This window comes from Mesorhizobium sp. M1143, assembly GCF_040318435.1.
Taxonomy (GTDB): domain Bacteria; phylum Pseudomonadota; class Alphaproteobacteria; order Rhizobiales; family Rhizobiaceae; genus Mesorhizobium.
Genome location: NZ_JAMYMJ010000043.1, coordinates 1 through 26,306, shown reverse-complemented (window position 1 = coordinate 26,306; position 26,306 = coordinate 1). Strand labels below are relative to the sequence as shown.

Here is a 26,306-nt window from a genome sequence, read left to right as displayed (position 1 = left end):
TAATGTAAATCAAGCGTAATCCCGACCGTTAAAATGATGCGTATGTGTTGGGGTTGCGCATGCCGGAATATTCTTTCTTCATCCGCTCGATCCGGATCCGCTACATCTCGGGATTGCTCATCTTTGCGCTGGCTTCCACCGCGGTGATGTTTGCGCTCAATCGCGTCAATTCCTTCCGCCACGACATCGACGCGCTGAGCAGCAATCTCGTCGTCTTCACCCGCGACCTGCGCAACGCCTCCAGCTTTGCCGAAACCGCCAGCACGACCTGGCGCACCGAAACCCGTGACGGCCTTGCCGCCGCCGCGCGCGGCCATTCGCAACGCCTGACCAGCGAGATCGAAACACTGTCCGCGGAGTTGGCCGCGATCAAGCCGAGCCTATCGGCCAAAACGCTGGACGAACTCTCGTCGGCCGCCGTCAACGGCGACCTGTTCTGGTCGTCGCGCGACATCGTGCGCAACTTCAACCTGATGTCGGCGGCGCAACAGACCGACGAATGGAGTTCGCGCGAAATCCTCAACCAGAACGACCTGTTCGTCCAGCCGATGCTGGTGCGTGTGCGTACCGCCATGGATGGCGAACGCCATCTGGCCGACGCCTCCAGCGACAGGCTGCTGTTGTGGGCAAGCGGCCTTCTGTTCGCGGTTCTTGCCATCGTTGCCCTCTGGATCTTCCGGCCGATGGAAAAGGCGATCCGCCGCGCCTTCACCGAATCCGCCGCATCCTTGTTCAAGGCCGAAGCGGCCGACCGCGCCAAATCGGAATTCCTGGCCAATATGAGCCATGAGATCCGCACGCCGATGAATGGCGTGCTGGGCATGGCCGAACTGCTCGCCAAGACCGAGCTTAACGCGCGCCAGAAGACCTTCACCGAAGTCATCGTCAAGTCCGGCAATGCGCTGCTCACCATCATCAACGACATCCTCGATTTCTCCAAGATCAATGCCGGTCAGCTGACGCTCGATCCTGCACCCTTCCGGCTTGCCGAAGCGGTCGAGGACGTGGCCACACTGGTGTCGGCGCGCGTCGCCGAAAAGAACCTCGAGCTGATCGTGCGTGTCGACCCGCGCCTGCCTGCCCATGTCGTCGGCGATGCCGGACGGTTTCGTCAGATCGTCACCAATCTGCTCGGCAATGCGGTGAAGTTCACCGAGAAGGGCCATGTGCTGATCGATGTCGGCGGCGAGGTGGTCGACGGCATCGTCCAGCTCAAGGTCCGCGTCGAGGACACAGGCATCGGCATTCCTGCCGAGAAGCTCGAGAACGTGTTCGAGAAATTCGCGCAGGTCGACGGCTCGTCGACGCGCCGCCATGAAGGCACCGGCCTCGGCCTTGCCATCGCCGCCCGCCTCATCGACCTGATGGGCGGCAAGATCGGCGTCGAAAGCGAGATCGGCCGCGGCTCGGTGTTCTGGTTCGCCGTGCCGCTGCCGGCGCATCAGCAGGACACGCGCAACGAGATCGTGCCGGTCGATGTCACCGGCGCCCGCGTGCTGGTCATCGACGACAACCCGGTCAACCGCGAGATCTTGCTGGAGCAGCTCAGAAGCTGGAGCTTCGACTGCGCGGCCGCCGAAAGCGGCGCCGTCGGCCTCGCCTTTCTAGACCGGGCCAGCCAACTCGGTGCTGCGGTCGACTGCATCATCCTCGACTACCAGATGCCCGGCATGAACGGCGCCGATGTCGCCAAGGCGATTTCCGCCGACAGCCGTCTCTCCGCCATCCCGGTGGTGCTGCTGACCTCCGTCGACCAGGTCGATTTCGGCAAGATGGTCATCGATTTCGGCATCGCCGCGCATCTCACCAAGCCGGCGCGCTCGGCCATCCTGCTCGGCACCGTCATCTCGGCCATCCAGAAAGCGCGGGCCCAGATCGGCAAGGCCCAGTTCGTTCGCGAGCCTGTCGTTCCGCAGGCGGCACCCGTGACGCCACCCGCCTTCACCGTCATTCGCGGCCCGGCAATTCCGGCGGCCACAGTGCCTGAATCGATCGCCACGCCAAACGGCCCGATCGATATTCTGATCGCCGAGGACAATGACGTGAACCAGCTGGTGTTCGGCCAAATCCTCAATGGGCTTGGCCTCAGCTACCGCATCGCCAGCAATGGCCGCACGGCCGTCGAGATGTACCGGGCGCTGCGGCCGAAGCTGATCCTCATGGACGTCTCCATGCCGGAGATGAACGGCTACGAGGCGACCCGCGCCATCCGGGCGGCGGAGGCAGCGAGTGGCAATCACACACCAATCATCGGCGTCACCGCGCACGCACTGAAGGGCGACCGCGACAAATGTATCGAGTCCGGAATGGACGACTATCTGCCTAAGCCGGTGTCGCCCGACCGCCTCGGCAGCAAGATCGGCACATGGCTCAGCGAAACGGTCGCGGTAAAGAGGGCTTGATCAAATCGCCGCGTCCAGACGATAGCGGCGCATCCAGTCCAGACTAATCTCGTCCGAGAGCTTGGCGACGCCCGGCTTTACGTCGGCGGCATTCGGCGCCGGAACGCCCAGGGCCTTGCAGATGGATGCCAATGCCGCTGCCGGATCGCCTGACAGGCGCTCATAGCCGATGCGCAGCGGGACGATCCCCTGCTCCGCGAACCAGACGTTCCAGCCCGCGTCATAGGCTTCGAGTTCGGCAAGCTCGCGCTGGATCCGCTTGAAATCGTAGCGGGGTTCCTGCGGCGGTGCGACTCGTTCGATCTCGGTTCCGTCGGGCGCGATGTGCCAAAGCCCGGTCTGCTCGGCCTTGATCAGCGACACCGCCTGCGCCAGCTTGTTTTCGCGCGAAAGATGGATGTAGAGGACCCGCCCGAAGGCCTTTTCAAAGCGTGCTTTGTCCGATGGCAGGTCTGGGTAGATCCGGTCGAGGATTGCCGAGAGTTCATCCAGGTTTTCCCGCATCAGGCGCAAGCCGAAGACGCCCGTTCCGCCCCTTCCCGCGCTGATTGCCGCACCGAGATAGGCGAGGTCGAAATCATGCGCGCTCATCGTCTCGGGATGCGGCAATTTCCACTCTTCGGCCCATTCCGCCTTGTCCTGCCGCCGGTAGAACGAGTGCGGATCGCCGGCTGTTTTCGTCGAGGCCAGAAGGCCGCACAGCAAGGTGCTTCCGGTTCTCGGCGTGCCGCAGATTACGTAGCCGTCACGCATCTCGGGGCTCTGTCGCTTGTCATGGATTGGGCTAACCTCGCCAGGCGCGGTGACACGCGCGCTTCGCGAAGGACTCCAGTCTAGCCGCGCCGGAAGGGATAGAGGAATTGCTGCCAGTATCCGTTCGGAACGGGATGTCCGTGAATGCCGTAGCCGTTCGGCCAGCGCCCTTCGGGCATATGGTGGGTACCGAACAGCCGGTCGAGCAGCGGGAAATGGATGGCGAAGTTTACGTCGATCGCTTCTTTCTCGAGGCCGTGATGCCAGTGGTGGTAACGCGGCGACACCAGCACCTTTTCGACTGGACCGAAACTGGTTCCGATGTTGGAATGGATGAAAGACGAATAGACGTAGACGATCAATATATACGTCTGGATAGCCGATTCATCGAACCCCAGCACGAACATCGGGGTGGCCGTCAGGCTGCGCAGCACGATGATTTCCAGGAAATGCATGCGCGCACCGGCAATCCAGTCCATCGACTTGGCGGAATGGTGCACGGCATGGAACTTCCACAGCCAGGGAATGCGATGAAAGGCCCGATGCACCCAATACTGGGCAAGGTCGGTCAGGAACATTACCGCCAGCAGTTGCACCAGCCACGGCAAGTCGTGGACCCAGGCGCGCACCGAACCAAGGGCGCCCTGCGCATTGACGAAGTTGGACGGCGCCAAGGTCAGGTAGGTCAAAATCTGCACCAGCAGCGATGAGACCAGATAGTAGAACAGGTCCTCGCGCCATTCGTCGCGGAACACGGTCTGATCCTTGTTGCGCGCGAAAAGACGTTCGAGCGGAACGAACAGCACACCCATGAACAGGGCGTTCAGGATGAAGAAATCAAGCCCGAAGAACACCCCTTCGATGTGCAGTTGATGGCGCACCGGAAGCATGCCGACCAGCGACGCCAGCAGCACAGTGAACATCGCTGCCGCGCCGAGCGTCTTTTGCCTGCGCAGCGTCATGCTGAGGATCGCCAGGATATAGCCGGAGATGAGGACGAAATAGAGCACCGGCTTGAAGAACAGCATCTGGTGGATGGGGGCCAGATCCGGCATCGATGTAAGCGACGGGTAGCGCAGCACGATGACCATCAGCAGGGCGGTGACCCCGGCAAGCAAGCCAATCGAGCCGGACAGCCAGCCAGAACCGAACGGCCGTTTGGCGCGCGGCGTTTCAAGTTCACTTACAACGCGTCTAAGGAAATTTGCCACCGCCCCCATGCCCCGCCTTTTTGACGATCGCAAAAGCTCTCGTCGAGATATCGACCTCTTTTGCTACAGCAGGGCTCATTAATATTTAATCGCCACGACCCTGCACATGACGGGTGACTATCGCTTTCGGGCGATTGGAAGAGCTATGATTGCAACAAAAGAACACCGGCCACTATAGTCGGAATCTTTCCTGGATGCGACGGGCGCATTCAAGCGGCGTCAGCCGGCTGGTGTCGACTTCGAGGTCGTAGTCTATGCCGTTGTGGACGCGTCCATATTGCCAGCGCGCCAGGCCAGGCAGCCTGTCGGCGCGCGCGGCCTCGCGCGCTCCCAGCACCTCCAGCGGCGCCATGACGCCGACCAGATGCAGGTCGAAACCCGACAGCAGCATGCGGTGCTCCGCTATCTCGTCATTGAAGATCACGTCGTCGACAATGAGATTGTTGCCTTGCCCGGCCATGGCGGCGATGGCATGGCGCATGCCGCGCATGGCTCGCGCGCCGACCGGCCCGCTCCTGATCACCACCGACGGCTTGCCGTCTTCCAGCACGGTCTCAAAGGAAAACCCGTCGGCATGATCCTGCAGCGCCGGCGGCAGCATGTCGATGAAAGCATCCATCTGGACATGCAGGAAGGGCTCGGTGGCGATTGTTTGCAGCGCCCTGGCGATCGAGCTTTTGCCGGCGCTGCCGACGCCATTAAGCAGGACGATTTTGGCCGTCATGTCGCCCCCTATCGGTTGCGCACGACGATACAGGCGCCGCCGACGCTTTGCAGTTTCTGGCAGATGACGTTGGCGGCGGCACGGTCGTCGACACCGATCCTGACGGCGTAGATGCCGCGTCGGCCGATCGGCGTGCGCACCCGGCTGACCACCGGGTCACGACCGGAAAGCAGCGCCGGAAACCGGCTCCTGACCCGCAGCCACTGATTGATCGCAGCTCCCCTGCGGAAATTGCCGGCCACCTGGACGCCCCATGGCTTCACATTGATCGACGCCATGGCCACGGTTCTCGACATGATCACCGGCAGCTTGCGGCAGGCGACGGCAAAGCTGGTTTTCGCGTCGAGCGGCTCGATCGTTCCGGCGTAGGCGCCGTCGGAGAACTTGTCGGCTGGTTCGCCCATGATGTCGAAGACGTAGCTCTCGGTCTCCATCGGCAGGAAACCGCCGGAATCCAGCCAGCGCGAAACGCGGCTCTCGCCGGCATTGTAGGCAGCCGCCGCCAGGCCGAGATTGCCGAAGCCGGTCTTCATTTCGGCGAGATATTTCGCCGAAGCCGGGATCGCCTGGTCGATGTCGAAAGGATCGGCCAGCCCGCGCATCTTGGCGGTGCCCGGCATGAACTGGGCGATGCCTTCGGCACCGACAGGGCTCACCGCATTGGGGTCGAAGCGGCTTTCCTTCCAGATCAGCCGGGCGAAGTAATCCTTCGGCAGACCGTTCCGCTCGGCATGCGTCTCGATCAGGTCACAGACACGGCCGATCAATCGTTTCGCCGCCGAGCGCGATTGCGGTGGATCGGCGAGCGCCTGTCCGGCACCCAGCCCGCAGAGCAGGATCACACCGGCTTTGAGCAGCCCCCGCATGGCTTATTCGGCCGCAGCCTTGCCGTGCTGGCCAAACCGCTGCTCGATATAGTCGGCAACCATTTTTTCGAAATCGGCGGCGATCGACGGACCGCGCAGCGTCGCCGACTTCTTGCCATCGACGAAGACGGGCGCGGTCGGCGTCTCGCCGGTGCCGGGCAGCGAGATGCCGATATCGGCGTGCTTGGATTCGCCGGGGCCGTTGACGATGCAGCCCATCACCGCGACCTTGAGGTTCTCGACGCCGGGATATTTCTCCCGCCAGACCGGCATGTTCTTGCGCAAATCGGCCTGGATGTTCTGGGCGAGTTCCTGGAACACGGTGGATGTCGTGCGGCCGCAGCCGGGGCAAGCGGCGACGATCGGCACGAACTGACGGAAGCCCATGGTCTGCAGCAGTTCCTGCGAGACCTGCACCTCGCGAGTGCGATCGCCATTCGGCTCCGGCGTCAGCGAGATGCGGATGGTGTCGCCAATGCCTTGCTGCAAGAGGATGCCCATGGCCGCCGACGAGGCGACGATGCCCTTGGAGCCCATGCCGGCTTCGGTGAGGCCGAGATGCAGCGCATGGTTGGAACGCGTGGCAAGCTCGGTGTAGACGGCGATCAAATCCTGCACGCCGCTGACCTTGGCCGACAGGATGATCTTTTCGCGGGCGAGGCCTATCTCTTCAGCCATTTCGGCCGACAGGATCGCCGACTGCACGATCGCCTCGCGGGTTACTTCCTGCGCCGTCAGCGGGAAGCCTTGGCGCTGGTTCTCGTCCATCAGCCGGGTGAGCAACTCCTGATCGAGCGACCCCCAATTGACGCCGATGCGCACCGGCTTGTCATGCCTGATCGCCATTTCGACGATCGCCGCGAACTGGCGGTCCCTCTTGTCCTTGAAGCCGACATTGCCGGGATTGATGCGGTATTTGGCCAGCGCCTCGGCGCAGTCCGGATGGTCGGCCAGCAGCTTGTGGCCGATATAGTGGAAGTCGCCGACCAGCGGCACATTGATGCCGAGCCGCTCGAGCCGTTCGCGGATGCGCGGCACGGCGGCAGCGCTCTCGTCACGATCGACGGTGATGCGCACGATCTCGGAGCCGGCGCGATGCAAAGCCGCAACCTGCGCGACGGTCTGGTCGATATCGGCCGTGTCGGTGTTGGTCATCGACTGCACGACGACCGGCGCGCCGCCGCCGACGACCACGCCGCCGACATCGACGCCGACCGATGTCCGGCGCGCAAAGGGGGAGGAAAAATACCCGGTCATGCCGGCAGCCTCTTGATCACCCGAGCGACATACGTCCACGTCGACGCACGCTCAAACAGCTATCAGCACATAGCGCTGAGGTTCGGGCATGAGGTGGAGGAGCAAAGATGGCTTGTCAATGGCGACAGACAAGCAGAGCCGCCAAATCGCAGCAGCGCGGCGACCCCACAGACGGGTTTCGCCGGCCAACAGTATCGGAATCAGTAGCAAACACAGGCCTCCGGCGGCATGTCGCCACCGGAGCGATAGTCACGCGCCAAGGCGGCGCGTCTAATCCTGGAAGGGCGTCAGTGTCTCGTCGGTTTCGCCTTCAGTTTTTCAATCTCGTCCTTGAGTGCCAGCTTGCGTCGCTTCAGATTCACGATTTCGAGGTCGTCGACCGATGGATGGTTCATCGCATCGTCGATCTCGCGTTCGATATCACCGTGTTTCCGCTGCAACTCATCAAGATGGGATGCAAGAGACATGATTGGTTCTCCCTTTCATGGTTTCCTCGATTGCAGCCGTCAAAGGCACGTCCACCGCAGGTCGCATCTGTGACGGCACCATGACAGTCTGCCACCATCCGGCTGCGATGTCGAATGCTGCGTGGTAGCATTCCACGACAATGTGATATGTGATATTGGCTGCGCGCCGGCGGCAATTGATGCCGCCCCCGCCCAATCATGCCCATTGCCGGGCGCCGCAGACATGCAGACGGTAGAGAATGTCCGACCAGGAAAAGGCCGATGTCCGCCTCGAATTTTCCCGCCTGAAGCAGGAGCATGCCGATTTCGACGCGGCCATCAATGCGATGATCGCCATGGGCTGCGACCCCTTGCAGATCCAGCGCATGAAGAAGAAGAAGCTTTTCCTCAAGGACCGGCTGATGGCGCTGGAAGACAAGATCATTCCGGACATCATCGCTTAGCCGACGGCCTCGGGGCCTAACTGCTCACCCCGCTATCGACAGCCGCGCCGCGCGATGGCGCAGCAACGTCAGCAATTCGTCGGTCTTCTCCGCTGAAGTGTCGATCGGCACCACCAGGCACATCGTCGCCTCGACCTTGCCGGCGGCCGCGAAGACAGGGGCGGCCAGGCATTTGGTGTAGGCGTCGACCAGCCCCGAAGTGATGCAATAGCCGGTCGTTCTGGCCGTCGCGATATCGGCAACGAAGTCGTCGAACTGCAGCCTGCGGCCGTCGGGCAGCAAAAGGTCGTCTTCCGAGACCATGTCCTGGATGGCGGCCCTTTCCAATCCGGCCAGAAGCAGCCGCCCCGATGCCGTCCATGGCAGCGGGATCTGCAGGCCGGTGGCCGAGCTGATGCGGAACGGCCTGGTGCCGGGGCTGGAATGGACGATGGTATAGCGCCCGCTTTGCAGCATGCACAATTCGGAGGTCTCGCCGGTCTCGCGCGACAGATTGTCGACCTCCTGCCGGCCCCGCCTAAGCAGGTCGTTGCCCCTGACATAGTCCATTCCATAGAGGTAGAGCTTCTTGCCGAAATAGACCCGGTTGCCGTCGCCCTCCATCTCCAGGAGACCCGCATCGACCAGCGAACGCACCAGCGTATAGGTGGTGGAGCGCGGCGCATTCACCCCCTTGGCGAGATCGCCAATGCCGATGGCGCGCTGCGTAACATGCAGGAAGTCCAGGATCTCCAGCACCCGGTTGAGGCCCTTCTCGCGCGAGCCGGAGGTCTTGTCGGGCGTCGGGCTCCCGGCTGGACCAAGCTCCGCCCGATCCGTGAGTCCATTGCTGTCTTGCATAACTGATTCCTGATGTTAGTATCTGTCTTGTATAGGATACATGTGTCTATTGTAAGAGACAATCAGGTCGGCGACACGTGTGTCTGTAAGGGGAACTCAAACAACAGGAGGTCGCAGTGAACGACGCATCCAAGCGAGATTTTCTGAAACTAGGCATGGCCGGGCTTGCAACGGCGGGCGTGATGACCGCTGTCAGCGCCGAAAAGGCGGCGGCACAAGCCGCATCCGACAGCGTTCTGCGCACCGCGCTTGACCGCGGAAAGCTGATCGTCGGCACCGGCAGCACCAACGCGCCATGGCATTTCGAAAACGATGCCGGCGAGCTGGTCGGCATGGACATCACCATGGGACGCATCCTGGCCAAGGGTCTGTTCGACGATCCGAGCAAGGTCGAGTTCGTCATGCAGGATCCGGCGCAGCGCATCCCCAATGTCACCACCAACAAGGTCGACATTACCATCCAGTTCATGACCATGACCGCGCAGCGCTCGCAGCTGATCCACTTCTCCAGGCCATACTATGTCGAGGGCGTCGCCCTGCTGACGCTGCCGACGGCGGAAAACAAGACCTTCGACAAGCTGCTCGCCGGTGGTTCGGCGACGCGCATCTCGATCCTGCAGAATGTCGATGCCGAAAGCTCGGTCCATTACGCCCTGCCGGAGGCGCAGGTGCTGCAGATCGACACCCAGGCCAATGTGCTGCAGGCACTGGAATCGAAACGCGCCGATGCCGCCGCTGTCGATCTTTCAACCGTGCGCTGGCTGGCCTCGCGCAACCCCGACAAATATTTCGATGCCGGCAAGAGCTGGTACTCGATGCTCTACGGCGCGGCGGTCAGGCAGGGCGACCTGGACTGGCTGACCTTCGTCAACCAGACCTTCACCATCGCCATGTTCGGCCATGAGACCGCACTCTACGACGCCGCCTTCAAGGACTATTTCGGCCAAGAGCCGCCGGCCCGCCATCCCGGTTTCCCGGTTGTCTGACAAGTGCTGGCGGAAGGGTTAGCCCTTCCGCCTTCTAGTTCGCATCCCCTTGGTTATTGCGGGAGACGCATGGGCTATACGCTCAACTTCAACCTGATCTGGCGCCATTTCGACAAGCTGTGGGGCGGCCTTCTGCTCAGCCTCGAGCTTGCCGTGATTTCGATTGCCATCGGCGTCGTCATCGGCCTGGTGCTGGCGGTCTGGTATGTCTCGGCCGGACGCGTGGTGCGCGCCATCATTGCGGCTTACGTCGAATTCATCCGCAACGTGCCGCTGATCCTGCTCGTCTATCTTGTCTTCTACGGCCTGCCGACGGTGATCGACGTCGCCTACGACGCGCCGACCTCGTTCGTGCTGACGCTGTCGGTCTATAGCGGCGCCTATCTGGTCGAGGTGTTCCGCTCCGGCCTGGAAGCCGTGCCGCGCGGCCAGCTCGATGCCGGCAAAGCCATCGGCCTGACGCCCTGGCAGCGGCTGGTTCATGTGCGCCTGCCGACCATGCTGCGCATCACGCTGCCGGCGCTGTCCAACACCTTCATCTCGCTGTTCAAGGACACGTCCATCGCATCGGTCATCTCGGTGCCCGAGCTTACCTTCGGCGCCCAGTGGATCAACTTCAACACCTTCCGCATTGTCGAGGTCTATCTGGTGACGACGGCGATGTACCTGGTGACCGGTTACACCCTGCTCTTCGGGCTGCGGCTGGTCGAACGCCGGTTCAGGGCTGCGCGCTGACATGCTGAGCCAGATCCTCTACGCCGTACCGTTCCTCGCCCAGGGCTTCGCCATCACCTTGTGGGTCTCGCTGCTGGTCGTGGTGCTGTCGCTGATTGCCGGCGTCGCGCTCGGCGTCGGCCTGGTCTACGGCCCGGCGCCGGTGCGCTGGGCCGTGCGCATCTTCTCCGACACCATCCGCGGCATCCCGATCCTGGTGCTGATGTTCTTCGTCTATTACGGCCTGCCGGCCATCGGCCTGCATCTGCAATCCTTCTCGGCGGCGGTGTTGGCGCTCACCTTGTTCAAGACCGCGCAGGTCATTGAGTATCTCCGCGGCGCCGTCGGCTCCATTCCCAAAGGGCAGTCCGAGGCGGCGATGGCGATTGGGCTGACTTTTCGCCAGCGGCTCACCTACGTCATCTTTCCGCAGGCCTTCCGGCGCTTCCTGCCGCCCTGGATCAACGGCGTCACCGATGCGGTCAAGGGCAGCGCCCTGGTCTCGCTGCTCGGCATCACCGACCTGATGCAGGCGATCAACCAGGTCATCGGCCGCACCTATGAGGCGATGCCGCTCTACATCCTCGGCGCCTTGATCTATTTCGCCGTCAACTATGCGCTTTCCTACGCCAGCCGGCGGCTGGAACGGCGCTTTGCCTTCATCCGGGACTAGCACGATGGCCACAAGCTCGAACGACAATGCTGCCCTTCTCGACATTGCCGGGGTCTCGAAAGCCTTTGGTTCGGTCGAGGTGCTTCGCTCGGTCAGCCTCAAGGTGGACAGGGGCGAGGTGGTCACCGTCATCGGCCCTTCCGGCAGCGGCAAAACCACCCTGCTGCGCTGCGTCAACTTTCTCGAAAGCTACGACTCAGGCTCGATCCGCATCGACGGCAAGGAGGTCGGTTTTCGTGAGGCCGGCGCGCGCCAGCGGCGCAGCGAGCGCGACCTTGCCAAGCGCAGCGAGCGCGACCTTGCCAATATGCGCGCCGAAACCGGCATGGTGTTCCAGAGCTTCAACCTGTTTCCGCACCTCACCGCCGCCGGCAACATCATGCTCGGCCTCACCAAGGTGCGCGGCAAGAGCAAGGCCGAGGCGCGCCAGATCGCCGAGCATTGGCTGAGCCGCGTCGGCCTCGCCCACAAGGCCGACAGCCTGCCGGCGGAACTCTCCGGGGGCCAGCAGCAGCGCGTCGGCATAGCGCGGGCAGTCGCCATGGAGCCGAAGATCCTGCTGCTCGACGAGATCACCTCCGCGCTCGATCCCGAATTGGTCGGCGAGGTGCTGGCCGTGGTGCGCAGCCTGGCCGAAGACGGCATGACAATGGTGATGGTCACGCACGAGATGGCCTTTGCCCGCGACGCTTCGAGCCGCATTGTCTTCATGGCCGATGGCGGTGTCAGCGCTGTTGGCCCGCCGAAGGAGATCCTTGCCGAAGAGACCACCAATGAGCGCCTGCGCTCTTTCCTGGCGCGGTTCCGCGCCTCGCATTTCTGACATGGGCGGCCCAAAGCAATTCCAGGAAAAGTGTAAGCGGTTTTCCCGGGAAAAGCGCGAAGCGCTTTCCCTTGGGAATTGCGTAAAACAACAGGCCGGCCCAAGGAGAATTCTTCCATGACGCCTTACATCCGGCTCGCCGAGCTCGGCCTAACGCTGCCCGAGCCGCCGACGCCGATCGCCAATTTCGTCACCCATGCGGAAAGCGGCCGGCTGATCTTTCTTTCGGGTCAAGGGCCGCTGCGCGCCGACGGCACGCTGTGCACCGGCAAGGTCGGCGAGGACGTCACCGTCGAGCAGGCCTATGAGCATGCCCGCCTCACCGGCCTCAACCTGCTCGCCGTCATGCACGCCGCCGCCGGCGATCTCGGCCGCATCGTGCGCGTCGTCAAATTGCTCGGCTTCGTCAATGCGACGCCGACCTTCAGCGACCACCCGAAAGTGGTCAATGGCTGCTCGGACCTGTTCGCCAGCGTCTTCGACAAGATCGGCGGCCATGCCCGCTCGGCGATCGGGGTCGGCTCGCTGCCTGGAAACATCACCGTCGAAATCGAAGCGGTCGTCGAGATCGCCGCCTGACCGTCAAGGGATTGCTGAACATGAAAACCTATTCCGACACCGGCTCCAACACCACGATCCGTGAACGGCTGGGACTGCGGCCGATCATCAACGTCTCCGGCACGATGACGACGCTCGGCGCCTCGATCATCGTTCCCGAGGCGATCAGCGCCATGGCCGAGATCGCCTCGCAATGGGTGGAGATGGACGATCTGCAGCGCGCCGCAAGCGTGATCACCGCCCGCCTCACCGGCGGCGAGGCCGGCTTCATCACCGCCTGCTGCGCCTCAGGCATCACAATGGCGATCGCCGGGGCGATGACCGGCACCAATTTGCTGGCGATCGAACGGCTGCCCGACGATACCGAAGGGCTGAAGTCCGAAGTCGTCATCCAGCTCGGCCATATCGTCAATTACGGCGCACCGATCGACCAGTCGATCCGCGTCGCCGGCGCCAAGGTCATTCCGGCCGGCACGGTCAGCGTCACGCAGGATTATCATGTGCGCGAGGCTATCAACGAGCGCACGGCGGCGGCGCTCTACGTCGTGGCGCACCACACCGTGCAATACGGCATGCTTTCCCTCGAGGAATTCTGCGATATCTGCCACGCCAGGGGCGTGCCGGTGATCGTCGATGCGGCTTCCGAATATGACCTGCGCAGCTTCCTGGCGCGCGGCGCCGACATCGTCGTCTACAGCGGCCACAAATTCCTTTCGGGGCCGACCAGCGGCATCGTCGCCGGCCGCAAGGATCTCGTCCGCGCCGCCTATCTGCAAAACCGTGGCGTCGCCCGCGCCATGAAGGTCGGCAAGGAAAGCATCGCCGGCACGATGGCGGCGCTCGAAGCCTGGGAAAAGCGCGACCATGCCGGCATCCGCCGACGCGAGGAAGCGGCGCTCCATCTGTGGAGGGATTCGCTGCAGGGAATACCCGGCATCGTCGCAAACATCATTCCCGACCCGACCGCCAATCCGCTCGACCGGCTGCAGATCTTCGTCTCCCCCGAAAGCCGCTTCAGTGCCGCCGGCCTCGCCTCGGCATTGGCGGCCGGATCGCCGCCCATCATCGTGCGCAACCACGAAGTCGAGCGTGGCCATTTCTTCCTCGACCCGTGCAACCTGCACCCAGGCGAGGCCGAGATCGTCGCCGAACGCCTCCGCGCCGTGCTCACCGCGGCCGACAGGCCGGCGGATGCGATGAGACAGCCGCGAAAGGATTCATCCGGCGCCCTGCGCTGGCCGGACTAGGCTGCGGCGGCCGCCATCCTTGCGGGCCAGCCCGAATTCCGCTAAGGCGCGCCTTTACCGCCGGGAGCATGCGCTTGACCGACCACCGCGCCGACGTCGCCATCATCATGGGCAGCCAGTCCGACTGGGCGACGATGCGCCACGCCGCCGAAACGCTGGAGGCGCTGGGCATTCCGCACAAGCGGCTGATCGTCTCCGCCCACCGCACCCCGGACCGCCTCTATGATTTCGCCAAAGGCGCCAAGGCGGCCGGCTACAAGGTGATCATCGCCGGCGCCGGCGGCGCCGCCCACCTGCCCGGCATGACGGCGGCGATGACGCCGCTGCCGGTGTTCGGCGTGCCGGTCGAATCGAAGGCGCTGTCCGGCCAGGATTCGCTGCTCTCCATCGTCCAGATGCCGGCCGGCATTCCGGTCGGCACGCTTGCCATCGGCAAGGCGGGTGCGGCCAACGCCGCCCTTCTGGCGGCCGCCGTGCTGGCGCTGCACGACGAAAAACTTGCCGCCCGCCTGGATGCCTGGCGCACCGCCCAAACCGCCAGGGTCGCCACCGAACCGACGGACGCGCCGTGAGCCTGCCCGCGGGATCGAGCATCGGCATCATCGGCGGCGGCCAGCTCGGCCGCATGCTGGCTGTTGCCGCAGCGCGCCTCGGCTACCGCACAATTATCCTCGAACCGCAGGCCGATTGCCCGGCGGCTCAGGTCGCCAACCGCCAGATCACCGCCGCCTATGACGATGCGGACGCCCTTGCCGAACTGGCGGCAGTCAGCGCCGTCGTCACCTACGAATTCGAGAATGTGCCGGTAGCGGCTGCCGGCGCGCTCGCCGCCAAGGTCCCGGTCTATCCGCCGCCCAGGGCGCTGGAAGTCGCCCAGGACCGGGTGGCGGAGAAGCTATTCCTGAACGGCATCGGCATCAGGACAGCGGATTTCCGCTCCGTCGACAATGACGACGAGCTGACGGCGGCGCTGAGAGAGTTCGGTGGCAGCGGCATCTTGAAAACCCGCCGCATGGGCTATGACGGCAAGGGCCAGCGCGTCTTCCGCAACATGGAGACGGGCGGCTTTGCCGGCACATGCGAGACCATGGGCAATGTGCCGCTGATCCTCGAATCCTTCGTCGCTTTCGAGCGCGAAATCTCGGTCATCGCCGCGCGCGGGTTGGACGGCGCGGTCGCCGCCTACGATCCGGCTGAGAACGTCCACCGCGACGGCATCCTGCATACCTCGACCCTGCCGGCCCAGATCAGGCTGGAGACGGCGGCGACGGCACAGGGGTCGGCAGCGAAAATCCTGGCGGCCCTCGACTATGTCGGCGTCATCGGCGTCGAGTTCTTCGTTCTTGCCGATGGCACGCTGCTGGCCAACGAAATGGCGCCGCGCGTGCACAATTCCGGCCACTGGACGGAAGCCGCCTGCATCCTTTCGCAATTCGAGCAGCATATCCGCGCGATTGCCGGCCTGCCGCTGGGCAACCCTGGCCGGCATTCAAACTGCATCATGGAAAACCTGATCGGCGACGATGTGCTGCGCGTACCCGCTTTGCTCGCCGAGCCCGATCTGATGCTGCATCTCTACGGCAAGGCGGAAGCGCGCCCAGGCCGCAAGATGGGCCATTTCACGCGCATCAGCCGCCGTAGCTAAGCCATTCCGGCACTTTGCGCGAGGGCGTGGCTCGAGCCCTATTGCAGCTCGTCGTTCAGATCCCCGTCTTCGTCGGGGCTGGCGCAACTCGCATCGCCTTCCCTACAATTGGCGCCCGCGGTGAGCTGTTTGATGCGCTGGTCCGTCAGTTCGGTCAGGCATTGTGAAACCTCCATCGGATGGATGGAGCCGCCCTCGCTGTCTGTCGTCGCATAGGCGCATTCGGCGTCGCGGAAGGCGATCCAGGCGCGTTGCGCGACCTGCAGCAGCTTCCTGCCCTTGTCGTCGTTGCGACCGACGAGATCCTTGTAGGCCTGGTTGAGCTTGGCATCGGCCGCCTGATAGTCCTCGCCGGCGCAGATGTTCATCATCTGCTGGCTGTCGTCGTTGCGGTCGCATTCCTGCGCCTGCGCGGTGGATGCCGCTGCCACAACGGCAAGGCAGGCGGACACAAACAACAGGCGCATGGAGGTCTCCAAATCGGCTTGCGGGTGCCGCACCATTCCAGCCCGTCTTCGGCTGCGCAATGGCGTGGAGCCGAGATGGCGGATATTTGATGGCCAAAGCCATTCTCGGCCTCTATCCAGCACGCTTGCGGTTGACACGGGCAAGGCTCCTCGTTTATGAGCCACCGCAAGTTCAAGGCGCGCTTTTCAGGCGCGCCTTAATAATTCGGCCCGGATAGGGCCCAGACTGACGGGCAAGACCATGAAGATCAAGAATTCGCTCAAGGCGCTGAAGGCGCGTCACCGCGACAACCAGCTGGTTCGCCGCAAGGGCCGCGTCTACATCATCAACAAGACCGCTCCACGCTACAAGGCGCGCCAGGGCTGAGTGTTCGGCCGGAGGCTCGTTGTCTCCGTCCATACGATGGTAATTGCCTGGTTCCAGGCACTTTCACGCTAATTTCAGTTTGACGATCCGCCGTCCGGGGTTAGATTCCGGTGATGCGGATTCTTTTTGCATTTTTGGCGACCCTGTTTCTTTTCGGCGTCGCTCCGGCGTCGGCGGACGATCCGCCGGCAAAGCCGCCGGTTGCCCTGACCAGGGAAGCCAGGCTCGACCAACTGTTTGCCGAGCTGAAGCGCGAGCGCAACGAAAAGGCGGCCGAGCGCATCGCCGGGCGCATCTGGGGCGAATGGTTCCAGTCCGGCAGCGCCTCGATCGACCTGATGATGCAATGGTCGCAAAAGGCGATGGACGACCAGAAGTTCGACGTCGCCCTCGACTTCCTCGACCAGGTCGTCATCCTGCAGCCAAAATATGCCGAAGGCTGGAACCGGCGCGCCACCGTGCACTACATGATGAAGAATTTCGGGAAATCGATGTCCGACATCGACCAGACGCTGCAGCTGGAACCGCGCCATTTCGGCGCGCTTTCCGGCCTGGCCCAGATCATGGCCGCCACCGGCCACAAGCAATCGGCGCTCGAAGCCTGGCAGAAGGTGCTTACCATCTATCCGATGATGCGCAGCGCCCAGGACCAGGTCGCGGCAATTTCGGAAGAGCTTGCCGGCGAAGGAATTTGATTAGGCAGTAGGAATTAGGGATTAGCGAGTAGTCAGTAGAGAAGATTGGTCGAGACGCCACCTCCCTACTCCCTACTCCCTACTCCCTACTCCCTACTCCCTACTCCCTACTTCCTACTCCCTACTCACTACTCCCTACTCACTACTCCCTGCTCCCTAGAACTTATCCCTCTCCACCGCCGTATCTCCGCGCATGAACCTCATCTACGCCGCCTGTGCCTTCCTCCTCGCGCTCGTCTTTGCCCTGGCCGGTGTCACCCGCGCCGGCGCGTGGCTGATCGAGTGGCGCAACCCGCCGGCCGGCGAATTTGCCGACATCGACGGCACCCGCATCCACTATGTCCACGTGCCGGCTCCGCAAAATGCAGAGCTGCCGGCCATCGTCTTCATCCACGGCGCCAGCGCCAACCTCAGGGATCAGATGCTGCCGATCAGGCCTTTGCTCGAAGGCCGCGCGGAGATGGTCTTCCTCGACCGGCCGGGCTTTGGCTGGTCGGCACGCGGCCCCGGCAATGAGAGCCCGTCGGCGCAGGCCGACACCATCGCCAGGCTGATGGACCGTCTCGGCATCCACAATGCGATCATGGTCGGCCATTCCTTTGGCGGCGTGATCACCGCCGCCTTTGGCCGCGAACACCCGGAGAAGACGCTCGGGCTGGTCTTTCTGTCGCCGGTCAGCCACCCCTGGCCGGGCGGCGCGACCGCCTGGTACTACAAGCTGACCGCCACCCCCATCATCGGCTGGCTGTTCTCGGAGACATTGACCTATCCGGCAGGCACGCTGCAGATGGACAGCGCCACGGCCTGCGTGTTTTCTCCCAACAAGGTGCCGGAAGGCTATGTCGGCAATGCCTCGATTCCGCTGGTGCTGCGTCCCGGCGCTTTCCGCGCCAACGCCATCGATGTCGCCGGCCTCTACGACTATACGCTGAACGCCGCGCCGCAATACCGCGACATCACAGCGCCAACGATTGTCATCTCGGGCGATCGCGACAAGGTGGTCTATGCTTCGATCCATTCGGTCGGCCTGGACAGGGACATCCCCGGCGCCGAACTGATCTGGGTCCACAATCTCGGACACAAGCCGGATTGGATCGCGCCAGACCTCGTCGTCGGTGCCATCGAAAAAGTCGCCGGCAAGGTCGTCGACCTGCAGGCATTGGCAAAAACCGTGGAAGCACGCATCGCCGGCGATGCCTACAACGATGCACAGTGCCCCGACATTACGGTGCCCGACGCGCAACTCGCCCCGACGTGACGGCGCATGTATGTCCTGAAGCACGGAATCAAGAAAAACCCCGAAGCGTTCTGGGCGCTACCGGATCGCATCTTCTTCGGCTACGGCGCCTGCCACATCCTTGCGGGCACCTTCCTCAGCCATCCTCCCCTGGACGGATTCTACGGCGAACGGATCATTCCGGGCGAGGATTTCTACGGCAACCATATCTACATGACGAACGGCGTGATCGCCTTCGACTATCACGGCTATTCCAGCCGAGAGCGGCTTCTGCGGCACCACGGAAGGGGATGGGCTTCGCATAGCGCAGGCTGGCACTGCACGCTGGAAAGGGTCGATTTCGACCTGCTCGACACCGCCGACCTCAACCGGCGAAAGATGCGCGGCCCGGATCAGTATCTCTATGACCCACTCCCTCGCGCACACCGCTTCCTTCAGCGTATCGATCACGCCGAAGGTGCGGCAAGAGCGCTGCGAACTGTGATGAGTTGAAGCCTCTGTCAACCTATGTTGCGGGTGGCCTGCACGTCCGATCCGACATAGGCGATGCGCAGCATGTTGGTCGAACCCGGCGTCCTCAGCGGCACGCCCGCCGTGATGATGACACGGTCGCCCGGCTGGCCGAACCCCTCTTCGAAAGCGATGCGGCAGGCGCGGTCGACCATATCGTCGAGGTCGCTGGCGTCGGGCGAGACGACGCAATGCGTGCCCCACAAAAGCGACAGCCGCCGCGCCGTGTTGAGGATCGGCGACAGCGCGATGATCGGCACTTGCGGCCGCTCGCGCGCGGCGCGCAGGCCGGTGGTGCCCGACGCCGTATAGGTTATGATCGCCGACAGTTTCAGAGTCTCGGCAATCTCGCGGGCGGCGAGCGAAATGGCGTCGGCGCCGGTTGCTTCCGGTTCCGAGCGCTGCGCGTTGATGATGCCGGCATAGGTCGGGTCGGTTTCGACCTTGGTGGCGATGCGGTTCATCATCGCCACCGCCTCGACCGGATAGGCGCCGGCAGCGGATTCGGCTGAAAGCATGATGGCGTCGGCGCCCTCGAACACGGCGATCGACACGTCGGACACCTCGGCGCGGGTCGGCACCGGCGCGGTGATCATCGATTCCAGCATCTGCGTGGCGACCACCACCGGCTTGCCGGCGCGGCGCGCGGCGCGCGTGATCTGCTTCTGGATGCCAGGCACGGCTTCCAGCGGCATTTCCACACCGAGATCGCCGCGGGCGACCATCAGCGCGTCGGAGAGTTCGATGATTTCGGCCAGCCGGGCGACGGCCTGCGGCTTTTCAATCTTGGCCATGATCAGTGCCCGGCCGCGCGCGATCTTGCGGGCTTCCGCCAAATCCTCCGGCCGCTGCACGAACGACAGCGCCACCCAGTCGACGCTTTCCGCCAGCACCGCATCGAGGTCCTTGCGGTCCTTTTCGGTCAGCGCACCGACCGGCAGGTCGGTGTCGGGCAGGCTGACGCCCTTCTTGTCGGAAATGGTGGTGCCGGCGACGACGGTGCAGGTGATAGACTTGCCGTCGCTCTTCACCGCCCTGAGCTCCAGCTTGCCGTCATCGATCAACAGACGGTGGCCGGCCTCGACCGAGCTCAGGATTTCGGGATGCGGCAGGTAGACCCGGGTCGACGTGCCGGGCTCGGGATTGTTGTCGAGGGTGAAGGTCTGGCCCGGCGTCAGAACCTCCTTGCCGTTGGCGAACTTGCCGACGCGCAGCTTCGGTCCCTGCAAATCGGCCAGGATGCCGATCGGACGGCCAACTTTCTCCTCGACCGCGCGGATGCGGCCGACCAGCGTGCGCATCAACTCGTGATCGGTGTGGCTCATATTGATGCGGAAGACATCGGCCCCGGCTTCGAACAGCTTCTGCAGCATCTCCTCGGACGAGGAGGCAGGACCGATGGTGGCGAGGATCTTGACCTTGCGGCTACGTCTCATTGACTGTTTGTTCCCGGGGCGGCTGGAGCGCCTCCCGTTGTGGACTCATCGGTCAGCTGGACCATCCAGCTTGCCTGCTCGCCCGTGTCATATTCCTGGAATCCGGCGCGCTGGAAGCCCCGGGCGACGCAATCGGTAACGCCTGCGATCTTGAACTCTTTTTCGGCCACGCACATGTTGATCGGGCCATCCCAGCGCCCGCCGCGCTCGGCGTCTTCTGCATAAAGATAGTAAAACCTCGATGACAGCGGACCTTCGATCAGCGTCTTGCAGCTCGATCCTTCGATGTGCCACCACCCCTCGGTGATCCAGCCTGCCTTGGCGCGGTAGCCGATGCCAACGCCGACCAGGTTCTGCGTGGCGTTGCAGACGCGGAAATCGGCGCGGGCAGGCGAAGCCGCGACCAGCGCGGTGAGCCCTAGCGTCAGGGTCAGGAGCGGCACGGCAAAGGCGGTGCGCGCACGCGGCCTGCCGGCGGAACCCATCCCGAAACCCCTCAATAACGTCATCTGCATCTCTCAACGCCCCTTTTCGGAAAAGTCCGGGCGCATGTCAACGCGCCGTTCTGTCCAATTCCAATCGATTTAGAAAGGCCCCCGACACGCGATACGCCGCGCGTCACAGGATTTTCGCAGAAACCGTGGCCAAACAACGGCATTGCGCAACAGTCCTCTTCGTGGGAATGACGATACCACCCTCCCCGGAAGCCAGCGAACAGACCTTTCCAGCCAATGACCCGATCCACAGTTTTCGCGCCTTTCGATATCGTCGAAGGCGACCGCAAGCGAGGCATCGTGCTTGTCGCCGACCATGCCCGCCGCGACCTGCCGGAGGAGTATGGCAGTCTCGGCTTGCCGGCGGCGGAACTCGATCGCCATATCGCCTACGACATCGGTGTCGAGACGGTGACGCGCGAACTGGCGGCGGCGCTCGACGTGCCGGCGGTGATCGCCAATTTTTCGCGGCTGCTGATCGATCCCAATCGCGGCGAGGACGACCCGACGTTGATCCGCCAGCTCTATGACGGCACTGTCGTGCCGGGAAACTACCCTATGGCGCCGCAAGAACGCGAAAGGCGGCTCGACGGCTTCTACCGGCCTTATCAGGACGCGGTCGGCGCCATGATCGCGTCGGTGGCGCACGCCTCAGGCAAAGCGCCGTTCATCTTCTCCGTACACTCCTTCACCCCTGTCATGCAGGGCTTCATCCGCCCTTGGCATGTCGGCATATTGTGGGACCTCGACGACCGCGTGGCGCGGCCGCTGATCGACATGCTGGCGCAGGATAAAAACCTCGTCGTCGGCGACAATGAACCCTATGACGGCGCGTTGCGCGGCGACACCATGTTCAAGCACGCCATCGTCAACGGCTTTGCCCATGCGCTGATCGAGATCCGCCAGGACCTGATATCAGACCGCAAGGGGGCGCTGGCCTGGGCGCAACGGCTGGCGCCGATCGTTGACGCCATCGACCGCCGTCCCGATATGCATCAGGTGAAGATGTTCGGCTCGCGCACCGGGCCGCTGTGAGGATCCAAGGCAATGACCGAACTCAGCGATGACCAGAAACGCGATTTCGAGGCCGCGGCCTTCCGCCGGCTGGTCGAGCATCTGCGCGAGCGCAGCGATGTGCAAAACATCGACCTGATGAACCTCGCCGGCTTCTGCCGCAACTGCCTGTCGAACTGGTACCGCGAAGCGGCCGAGGCTGAGGGCGTCGATCTCGGCAAGGACCAGTCGCGCGAAATCGTCTACGGCATGCCCTATGCGCAATGGCAGGCGCTGAACCAGACCGAGGCTTCGGACGCCAAGAAGGCGGAATTCGAGGCGAGGCGGCCGAGGGATCATTGAAGTAGCGCGCGGTTCACAGGATTGACGTCGGCGGGACAGCGCCTAACGGTTTCCCCTTAGATGTGGCCCACAAGCTTTTCGCAGCCAAGCGCTTGACGAGAAATTGAATCGATCTAATTTGCCGCGCAAAGCCATTCTTTGACCGGATTCGGGCCATGAACGCGCAAAACACCATGCAGAGCGCCCTTCAGGGGCGATGGGCCGTAGCAGCGATCTTCCTCGCCAACGGCTTCCTGACCGGCAGCTGGGCGCCGCAGATTCCGGTGTTCCTGACCCGGCTCGACATCTCGAAATTCACCCTCGGCCTGCTGATCCTTCTGTTCGGCGTCGGCGCGGTCGCGGCCATGAGCTGGTGCGGCCATCTGATCTCCAGGCATGGCTCGCGCACCGTGTTGCGCTGGTTCGGCCTGTGCGGCAGCCTCGGCCTGCTGATCGTGGCGCTGGCGCCCAACGTGCCGCTGGCGTCGATCGCCATGATCATCTTCGGCGGCTCGATCGGCGGCATGGATGTCGCCATGAACGCCAATGCCGTGGTGGTCGAGCGCCGGCTGTCCCGCGCCATCATGTCGTCCTCGCACGGCTTCTGGAGCCTCGGCGGTTTCGCCGGTGGCGGTCTGGGCGGTTACGCCATCCAGACTTACGGCCACCTCGCCCATGCGGCTGTGGTCACGGTCATAGCTTTTGCCGTCATTGCCGTGGCGGTCGGCTACCTCATCGCCGAGGACAAGCCGCAGGCCGCCGAGCATCACAGATTAACGCTGCCGGCCAACCCGCTGGTCTATCTTGTCGGGCTCATGGCGCTGCTGACGATGATTTCCGAGGGCGCCGTGCTCGACTGGGCAGCGCTTTATCTCCGGCAGGAGCTCGGCGCCGACCTCGCCATCGCCGGCCTTGCCTACGCCGCCTTCTCCGGCGTCATGGCTGTCATGCGCTTTTTCGGTGACGGCGTGCGCAACCGCTTCGGCGCGGTGGCGACGCTGCGCGGCTCGGCGGTGGTCGCCGCCGCCGGCATGCTGGTCGCCGGCCTGTCGCCTTCGCCCTGGATCGCCATCGCGGCTTTTGCTCTCTGCGGCTTCGGCATCGCCAATATGGTGCCGATCATCTTCTCGGCCGGCGGCAACCAGGAAGGCATGTCGTCGGGCACCGGCATGAGCGTCGTCACCACCATGGGCTATTCCGGCATATTGGTGGCGCCGTCGGCGATCGGCTTCGTTGCCGAGCATTCCAGCTTCGGCCCGATCTTCGTCGCCATGTCGGCGCTGCTGATCGTCGTGCTGTTGATGGCCGGGCTCGCTCACCGCGCCGAATTCGCGGCCGCCCCCGCCGAATAGCGCTTCAGCTCCTCATAGAGGAAATCCGCGACGCGGCGGATGCGCACGCTGGTGCGCACGTCGCGATGCATGGCCAGCCACACCGGCAGGCTGGGCAGTGGCAGGCCGGGCAGCAGTTTCTCCAGCGACGGGTCGCTGTCCGTCAGCGGCTCCTGGCCAAGACCGACGCCGTTTCCCGCCCGCAGCGCTTCCCACAGAACGATCTGGTTATCGGTCCTGAAGCGGAAACTGCTTCGGGTGACGGGGATGCCGGCCTGGGTAAAGCCCCGGATCATCTCGTCGCTGCGGTCGAAGCCGATCAGCGGATGGTCGAGAAGGTCGGCGGGCTTGAGCGGGCGTCCGTGCCTGTCGAGATAGGATTTCGCCGCGCAGCAGCAGAGCTTGATATCGCAGACCTTGCGCGCCGTCAGCTCGTTCTGCGCCGGCTTGACCATGCGGATGGCGATGTCGGCATCCCTTCGCAGCAGGTTCTCGACCTGGTTCGAGGCGACGATCTCGACCTCGATGCCGGGCTCCTCGATGCCGAGCCGCGCCGTCATCCTCGGCAGCACATAGGCCGCCACCACCTCGCTGGCCGCAATGCGCACCGTGCCTTCGATCGCCTCGACCGAGCCCAATGCCAATAGTGAGAACGCGCTCGCCTGCTCGCTCACCGCTCTGCCGCGTTCGAACAGCGTGGCGCCTGCTTCCGTCAGCGCATAGCCGCGCCGCCCGCGCCGGAACAAGGTGACGCCCAACGCCTGTTCGAGCTCACCGATGTGACGCCCGAGCGTCGGTTGGCTGGCCGACAGTTTGCGCGCCGCGGCCGACAGGCTGCCGGTCTCCGCCACGGTGACGAAACTCTTGATCAGGTTCCAGTCGATATCTTCCATTCAATTATGAATAACAAAGCTGCATCCCTAGTCAATTTTCATTCGCATATGGAGGCATCATATTCGCCGTGCAAACACAAACACGGAGAAGAAAATGACCAAGATCGCAATTCTAGGCGCCAATGGCCGGCTCGGCCGCGTGGTTGGCAAGGCCTTCATCGACGCCGGTTTCGACGTCCGCGCCGTCACCCGCAGCGGCAAGGTCCCAGCCGAACTCAAGGGCGCCACCGCCGTCGCCGGCGATGCGCTCGACCGCGAGGCGCTGATCCGCGCCACGCAAGGCGTCGACATCATCTTCAACGGCCTCAACCCGATCTACACCGACTGGGGCAAGTGTCTGCCGATGGCGGAGAACGTCATGGCCGCCTGCCATGCCAATGGCGCGCTGCATCTTTTCCCCGGCACTGTCTACAATTACGGCTCGCCGATGCCTGAGGTGGTCACCGAAGACACGCCATTCCGTCCGACCACCGAGAAGGGCCGCATCCGCTGCGCCATGGAAGCGCTGTTTCGCCGCGAGGCCGATGCCGGCCGCGTCCGCACCATCATCCTGCGCGCCGGCGATTTCTTCGGCGGCACCGGCAGCGGATCATGGTTCGACCTCGTCGTCGCCGCCAAGATGAGCAAGGGCGTCTACACCGCGCCTGGCCCTGCCAACCTCGTGCACGAATGGGCCTATTTGCCGGACTTCGGCATCGGCTTCGTCGGCCTGGCGCGTAATCAGGGCAAGCTCGGCTTCTTTGAGGCGCTCAACTTCCCCGGCCACGCCGTCACCGACATGGACATAAAGGCCGCGGCCGAGAAAGCGTTGGGACGTCCGCTGAAACTGACCTTCATGCCTTGGTGGGTGCTGCGCGCCGGCAGCCCGTTCGTGGCGATGTGGCGCGAGATCGTCTCGATGTCCTATCTGCGCTTCGAACCGCACCGGCTCGTGTCCGACCGGCTGGAAGGCATCATCGGCGAAGTCCCGCACACCCCGCTGGACGAGGCCGTGGCCGAGGCCTTGAAGGACATCGGCATCAGCCTCGACCGTGCAAAAGACGCCGCTTAAATGCATGTCGCCCAGAAGTGTGCGCGGTTCTGGGACAACGACATGCATCAAAACAAAGACTTTAGACAAAAATCTCTCTCGCGGTGCTGGCCCAATCGCTGGAAATCAGCAACCGGATGGTCATTATGAGGAGACTGTTTATAACGGTCGGCGAGATCACCATCACCAAGGGGAGACGATGCGTTACATACGTCCGCTTTCAATCGAAGACGCCGTTGGCCTGCTGGCCGACGCTTCCGGCACATCAGCCATTCTCGCTGGAGGCAGTGACCTCCTCGTTCGGATGAAGGGCGGGTTTGTCGATCCCGACCTGATCGTCGACATCAAGGCGATCGAGGGCTTGAGCGAGATCAGGGAGACGGCCGACGGCTTCAGCATCGGCGCCACCGTCCCCTGCGCCGTCCTGGGCGAGAGCTCGGTTCTGAAGAAGGCCTGGCCCGGTGTCGTCGAAGCGTCGAAGCTGATCGGCTCGAAACAGGTCCAGGGCCGCTGCACCATCGTTGGCAATCTGTGCAACGCCTCGCCGGCCGCCGACAGCGTCCCGGCCTTGGTGGCCGCCGCCGCAAAGGCCGTGGTTGCCGGTCCCTCGGGCAAGCGCACCATTCCTGTCGAGGCCGTGCCGATCGGGCCCGGCAAGACCTCGCTCACCAAGGGTGAGATCGTCGAGGCGATCCTGCTCGGCAAGCGGGAGCCGCGTTCGGGCGACGCCTATCTCAGGTTCATTCCGCGCACCGAGATGGACATCGCCGTGGTCAGCGCCGGCGTGAAGCTGTCGCTCGACGAGCATGGCGTCATCACGGCCGCGCGGGTCGCGCGGGGCGCCGCGGCCCCGACCGGGGGTGGGGGGGCAGGAGCCGCCGCGGCGCGCCGCGGCCGGGAGG

The 26,306-nt window shown here is 63.7% G+C and carries 30 protein-coding genes; 19 read left to right on the top strand and 11 right to left on the bottom strand.

What is annotated here, in order from left to right; all coding sequences use genetic code 11:
• Window positions 1-59 precede the first annotated feature (59 nt).
• Window positions 60-2,402, top strand: coding sequence for a response regulator (locus NKH35_RS23720; protein WP_023684019.1), 2,343 nt, complete (start codon window positions 60-62; stop codon window positions 2,400-2,402).
• On the opposite strand, the gene NKH35_RS23715 is transcribed toward NKH35_RS23720, so the two are convergent.
• The 6 genes from NKH35_RS23715 to NKH35_RS23690 all read right to left on the bottom strand — a co-directional run bounded on the left by NKH35_RS23715 (window position 2,403) and on the right by NKH35_RS23690 (window position 7,680).
• Entirely contained in the window at window positions 2,403-3,155 is a 753-nt protein-coding gene (locus NKH35_RS23715) for a Stf0 family sulfotransferase (RefSeq protein ID WP_023684020.1), read from the bottom strand. It lies immediately after the preceding gene.
• A gap of 80 nt (window positions 3,156-3,235) precedes the next feature.
• Complete coding sequence (locus NKH35_RS23710) at window positions 3,236-4,375, bottom strand: sterol desaturase family protein (protein ID WP_198020049.1); 1,140 nt, start codon at window positions 4,373-4,375, stop codon at window positions 3,236-3,238.
• Window positions 4,376-4,538: 163 nt separating this feature from the next.
• Entirely contained in the window at window positions 4,539-5,090 is a 552-nt protein-coding gene (locus NKH35_RS23705; RefSeq protein ID WP_023684021.1) for a chloramphenicol phosphotransferase CPT family protein, read from the bottom strand.
• A gap of 8 nt (window positions 5,091-5,098) precedes the next feature.
• A complete protein-coding gene (locus NKH35_RS23700) occupies window positions 5,099-5,956 on the bottom strand; it encodes a lytic transglycosylase domain-containing protein (protein WP_023684022.1) in 858 nt (285 codons plus the stop codon).
• 3 nt (window positions 5,957-5,959) lie between these two features.
• Window positions 5,960-7,213 (bottom strand): flavodoxin-dependent (E)-4-hydroxy-3-methylbut-2-enyl-diphosphate synthase, encoded by a 1,254-nt coding sequence (ispG, locus tag NKH35_RS23695; RefSeq protein ID WP_023684023.1) that lies wholly within the window; start codon window positions 7,211-7,213, stop codon window positions 5,960-5,962.
• A 287-nt stretch (window positions 7,214-7,500) separates the two neighbouring features.
• Complete coding sequence (locus NKH35_RS23690) at window positions 7,501-7,680, bottom strand: YdcH family protein (RefSeq protein ID WP_023684024.1); 180 nt, start codon at window positions 7,678-7,680, stop codon at window positions 7,501-7,503.
• Between the two features lie 239 nt (window positions 7,681-7,919).
• Between NKH35_RS23690 and NKH35_RS23685 the strand changes: the two genes are divergently transcribed.
• The gene (locus tag NKH35_RS23685) at window positions 7,920-8,123 is read left to right on the top strand and encodes a YdcH family protein (RefSeq protein ID WP_023673103.1); all 204 of its coding nucleotides are present in this window, start codon (window positions 7,920-7,922) and stop codon (window positions 8,121-8,123) included.
• Window positions 8,124-8,147: 24 nt separating this feature from the next.
• Here NKH35_RS23685 and NKH35_RS23680 read toward each other — a convergent pair whose 3' ends face one another.
• Window positions 8,148-8,963 (bottom strand): IclR family transcriptional regulator, encoded by an 816-nt coding sequence (locus NKH35_RS23680; protein ID WP_023698476.1) that lies wholly within the window; start codon window positions 8,961-8,963, stop codon window positions 8,148-8,150.
• Window positions 8,964-9,118: 155 nt separating this feature from the next.
• On the opposite strand from NKH35_RS23680, the gene NKH35_RS23675 reads away from it, so the two are divergent.
• From NKH35_RS23675 to NKH35_RS23640, 8 genes are all read left to right on the top strand, one after another.
• Entirely contained in the window at window positions 9,119-9,949 is an 831-nt protein-coding gene (locus NKH35_RS23675; protein WP_023673105.1) for a transporter substrate-binding protein, read from the top strand.
• A 69-nt stretch (window positions 9,950-10,018) separates the two neighbouring features.
• Window positions 10,019-10,684, top strand: coding sequence for an amino acid ABC transporter permease (locus NKH35_RS23670; protein ID WP_023693641.1), 666 nt, complete (start codon window positions 10,019-10,021; stop codon window positions 10,682-10,684).
• Window position 10,685: 1 nt separating this feature from the next.
• Complete coding sequence (locus tag NKH35_RS23665; RefSeq protein ID WP_023754124.1) at window positions 10,686-11,336, top strand: amino acid ABC transporter permease; 651 nt, start codon at window positions 10,686-10,688, stop codon at window positions 11,334-11,336.
• A 4-nt stretch (window positions 11,337-11,340) separates the two neighbouring features.
• A complete protein-coding gene (locus NKH35_RS23660) occupies window positions 11,341-12,159 on the top strand; it encodes an amino acid ABC transporter ATP-binding protein (RefSeq protein ID WP_023698474.1) in 819 nt (272 codons plus the stop codon).
• Between the two features lie 117 nt (window positions 12,160-12,276).
• The gene (locus NKH35_RS23655) at window positions 12,277-12,738 is read left to right on the top strand and encodes a RidA family protein (protein WP_023673109.1); all 462 of its coding nucleotides are present in this window, start codon (window positions 12,277-12,279) and stop codon (window positions 12,736-12,738) included.
• A gap of 20 nt (window positions 12,739-12,758) precedes the next feature.
• A complete protein-coding gene (locus tag NKH35_RS23650; protein ID WP_023673110.1) occupies window positions 12,759-13,964 on the top strand; it encodes an aminotransferase class V-fold PLP-dependent enzyme in 1,206 nt (401 codons plus the stop codon).
• A gap of 74 nt (window positions 13,965-14,038) precedes the next feature.
• On the top strand, window positions 14,039-14,536 hold the full coding sequence (gene purE, locus NKH35_RS23645; protein WP_023708578.1) for a 5-(carboxyamino)imidazole ribonucleotide mutase: 498 nt from the start codon (window positions 14,039-14,041) through the stop codon (window positions 14,534-14,536).
• Complete coding sequence (locus NKH35_RS23640; RefSeq protein WP_023673112.1) at window positions 14,533-15,609, top strand: 5-(carboxyamino)imidazole ribonucleotide synthase; 1,077 nt, start codon at window positions 14,533-14,535, stop codon at window positions 15,607-15,609. The genes purE and NKH35_RS23640 overlap by 4 nt, the downstream gene beginning before the upstream one ends.
• A 38-nt stretch (window positions 15,610-15,647) precedes the next feature.
• Here the strand turns inward: NKH35_RS23640 and NKH35_RS23635 are convergent, their stop codons facing one another.
• Window positions 15,648-16,076, bottom strand: a complete 429-nt coding sequence (locus tag NKH35_RS23635) for a lysozyme inhibitor LprI family protein (protein ID WP_031215498.1) — start codon at window positions 16,074-16,076, stop codon at window positions 15,648-15,650.
• A gap of 241 nt (window positions 16,077-16,317) precedes the next feature.
• On the opposite strand from NKH35_RS23635, the gene ykgO reads away from it, so the two are divergent.
• The 4 genes from ykgO (at window position 16,318) to NKH35_RS23615 (ending at window position 18,867) form a co-directional block, all read left to right on the top strand.
• A complete protein-coding gene (gene ykgO / locus NKH35_RS23630) occupies window positions 16,318-16,443 on the top strand; it encodes a type B 50S ribosomal protein L36 (protein ID WP_006327841.1) in 126 nt (41 codons plus the stop codon).
• A gap of 113 nt (window positions 16,444-16,556) precedes the next feature.
• Complete coding sequence (locus tag NKH35_RS23625) at window positions 16,557-17,138, top strand: tetratricopeptide repeat protein (protein ID WP_023684032.1); 582 nt, start codon at window positions 16,557-16,559, stop codon at window positions 17,136-17,138.
• Window positions 17,139-17,331: 193 nt separating this feature from the next.
• Window positions 17,332-18,396 (top strand): alpha/beta fold hydrolase, encoded by a 1,065-nt coding sequence (locus NKH35_RS23620; protein ID WP_352916614.1) that lies wholly within the window; start codon window positions 17,332-17,334, stop codon window positions 18,394-18,396.
• A 6-nt stretch (window positions 18,397-18,402) separates the two neighbouring features.
• Window positions 18,403-18,867 carry a hypothetical protein gene (locus tag NKH35_RS23615; RefSeq protein WP_352916612.1) on the top strand — a complete coding sequence of 155 codons (465 nt, stop codon included), beginning with the start codon at window positions 18,403-18,405 and terminating at the stop codon, window positions 18,865-18,867.
• A gap of 8 nt (window positions 18,868-18,875) precedes the next feature.
• Here NKH35_RS23615 and pyk read toward each other — a convergent pair whose 3' ends face one another.
• Together pyk and NKH35_RS23605 are read right to left on the bottom strand one after the other, a co-directional pair.
• Complete coding sequence (gene pyk, locus NKH35_RS23610) at window positions 18,876-20,321, bottom strand: pyruvate kinase (RefSeq protein ID WP_023673117.1); 1,446 nt, start codon at window positions 20,319-20,321, stop codon at window positions 18,876-18,878.
• Window positions 20,318-20,806, bottom strand: a complete 489-nt coding sequence (locus NKH35_RS23605) for a DUF1036 domain-containing protein (protein WP_023673118.1) — start codon at window positions 20,804-20,806, stop codon at window positions 20,318-20,320. The genes pyk and NKH35_RS23605 overlap by 4 nt, the downstream gene beginning before the upstream one ends.
• Window positions 20,807-21,052: 246 nt before the next feature.
• Between NKH35_RS23605 and NKH35_RS23600 the strand changes: the two genes are divergently transcribed.
• The 3 genes from NKH35_RS23600 (at window position 21,053) to NKH35_RS23590 (ending at window position 23,502) form a co-directional block, all read left to right on the top strand.
• Window positions 21,053-21,850 carry an N-formylglutamate amidohydrolase gene (locus NKH35_RS23600; protein WP_023711625.1) on the top strand — a complete coding sequence of 266 codons (798 nt, stop codon included), beginning with the start codon at window positions 21,053-21,055 and terminating at the stop codon, window positions 21,848-21,850.
• Window positions 21,851-21,862: 12 nt separating this feature from the next.
• Window positions 21,863-22,171, top strand: a complete 309-nt coding sequence (locus NKH35_RS23595) for a DUF1244 domain-containing protein (RefSeq protein ID WP_023690051.1) — start codon at window positions 21,863-21,865, stop codon at window positions 22,169-22,171.
• A 155-nt stretch (window positions 22,172-22,326) separates the two neighbouring features.
• Window positions 22,327-23,502, top strand: a complete 1,176-nt coding sequence (locus NKH35_RS23590; protein ID WP_352459703.1) for an MFS transporter — start codon at window positions 22,327-22,329, stop codon at window positions 23,500-23,502.
• Here NKH35_RS23590 and NKH35_RS23585 read toward each other — a convergent pair.
• Entirely contained in the window at window positions 23,466-24,374 is a 909-nt protein-coding gene (locus NKH35_RS23585; RefSeq protein ID WP_023752874.1) for a LysR family transcriptional regulator, read from the bottom strand. The two genes, NKH35_RS23590 and NKH35_RS23585, sit on opposite strands and share 37 nt — an antisense overlap.
• Window positions 24,375-24,468: 94 nt before the next feature.
• On the opposite strand from NKH35_RS23585, the gene NKH35_RS23580 reads away from it, so the two are divergent.
• Window positions 24,469-25,425, top strand: coding sequence for an SDR family oxidoreductase (locus NKH35_RS23580; protein ID WP_023715050.1), 957 nt, complete (start codon window positions 24,469-24,471; stop codon window positions 25,423-25,425).
• 178 nt (window positions 25,426-25,603) lie between these two features.
• On the top strand, window positions 25,604-26,306 hold a 703-nt coding region (locus NKH35_RS23575; RefSeq protein WP_352916609.1), incomplete at its 3' end, for an FAD binding domain-containing protein.

Coding starts and splice junctions, on each gene's coding strand:
- NKH35_RS23720 (WP_023684019.1), top strand. CDS start 60: ATGCCGGAATATTCTTTCTTCATCCGCTCGATCCGGATCCGCTACATC.
- NKH35_RS23715 (WP_023684020.1), bottom strand. CDS start 3,155: ATGCGTGACGGCTACGTAATCTGCGGCACGCCGAGAACCGGAAGCACC.
- NKH35_RS23710 (WP_198020049.1), bottom strand. CDS start 4,375: ATGGGGGCGGTGGCAAATTTCCTTAGACGCGTTGTAAGTGAACTTGAA.
- NKH35_RS23705 (WP_023684021.1), bottom strand. CDS start 5,090: ATGACGGCCAAAATCGTCCTGCTTAATGGCGTCGGCAGCGCCGGCAAA.
- NKH35_RS23700 (WP_023684022.1), bottom strand. CDS start 5,956: ATGCGGGGGCTGCTCAAAGCCGGTGTGATCCTGCTCTGCGGGCTGGGT.
- ispG (WP_023684023.1), bottom strand. CDS start 7,213: ATGACCGGGTATTTTTCCTCCCCCTTTGCGCGCCGGACATCGGTCGGC.
- NKH35_RS23690 (WP_023684024.1), bottom strand. CDS start 7,680: ATGTCTCTTGCATCCCATCTTGATGAGTTGCAGCGGAAACACGGTGAT.
- NKH35_RS23685 (WP_023673103.1), top strand. CDS start 7,920: ATGTCCGACCAGGAAAAGGCCGATGTCCGCCTCGAATTTTCCCGCCTG.
- NKH35_RS23680 (WP_023698476.1), bottom strand. CDS start 8,963: ATGCAAGACAGCAATGGACTCACGGATCGGGCGGAGCTTGGTCCAGCC.
- NKH35_RS23675 (WP_023673105.1), top strand. CDS start 9,119: ATGGCCGGGCTTGCAACGGCGGGCGTGATGACCGCTGTCAGCGCCGAA.
- NKH35_RS23670 (WP_023693641.1), top strand. CDS start 10,019: ATGGGCTATACGCTCAACTTCAACCTGATCTGGCGCCATTTCGACAAG.
- NKH35_RS23665 (WP_023754124.1), top strand. CDS start 10,686: ATGCTGAGCCAGATCCTCTACGCCGTACCGTTCCTCGCCCAGGGCTTC.
- NKH35_RS23660 (WP_023698474.1), top strand. CDS start 11,341: ATGGCCACAAGCTCGAACGACAATGCTGCCCTTCTCGACATTGCCGGG.
- NKH35_RS23655 (WP_023673109.1), top strand. CDS start 12,277: ATGACGCCTTACATCCGGCTCGCCGAGCTCGGCCTAACGCTGCCCGAG.
- NKH35_RS23650 (WP_023673110.1), top strand. CDS start 12,759: ATGAAAACCTATTCCGACACCGGCTCCAACACCACGATCCGTGAACGG.
- NKH35_RS23635 (WP_031215498.1), bottom strand. CDS start 16,076: ATGCGCCTGTTGTTTGTGTCCGCCTGCCTTGCCGTTGTGGCAGCGGCA.
- ykgO (WP_006327841.1), top strand. CDS start 16,318: ATGAAGATCAAGAATTCGCTCAAGGCGCTGAAGGCGCGTCACCGCGAC.
- NKH35_RS23625 (WP_023684032.1), top strand. CDS start 16,557: ATGCGGATTCTTTTTGCATTTTTGGCGACCCTGTTTCTTTTCGGCGTC.
- NKH35_RS23620 (WP_352916614.1), top strand. CDS start 17,332: ATGAACCTCATCTACGCCGCCTGTGCCTTCCTCCTCGCGCTCGTCTTT.
- NKH35_RS23615 (WP_352916612.1), top strand. CDS start 18,403: ATGTATGTCCTGAAGCACGGAATCAAGAAAAACCCCGAAGCGTTCTGG.
- pyk (WP_023673117.1), bottom strand. CDS start 20,321: ATGAGACGTAGCCGCAAGGTCAAGATCCTCGCCACCATCGGTCCTGCC.
- NKH35_RS23605 (WP_023673118.1), bottom strand. CDS start 20,806: ATGGGTTCCGCCGGCAGGCCGCGTGCGCGCACCGCCTTTGCCGTGCCG.
- NKH35_RS23600 (WP_023711625.1), top strand. CDS start 21,053: ATGACCCGATCCACAGTTTTCGCGCCTTTCGATATCGTCGAAGGCGAC.
- NKH35_RS23595 (WP_023690051.1), top strand. CDS start 21,863: ATGACCGAACTCAGCGATGACCAGAAACGCGATTTCGAGGCCGCGGCC.
- NKH35_RS23590 (WP_352459703.1), top strand. CDS start 22,327: ATGAACGCGCAAAACACCATGCAGAGCGCCCTTCAGGGGCGATGGGCC.
- NKH35_RS23585 (WP_023752874.1), bottom strand. CDS start 24,374: ATGGAAGATATCGACTGGAACCTGATCAAGAGTTTCGTCACCGTGGCG.
- NKH35_RS23580 (WP_023715050.1), top strand. CDS start 24,469: ATGACCAAGATCGCAATTCTAGGCGCCAATGGCCGGCTCGGCCGCGTG.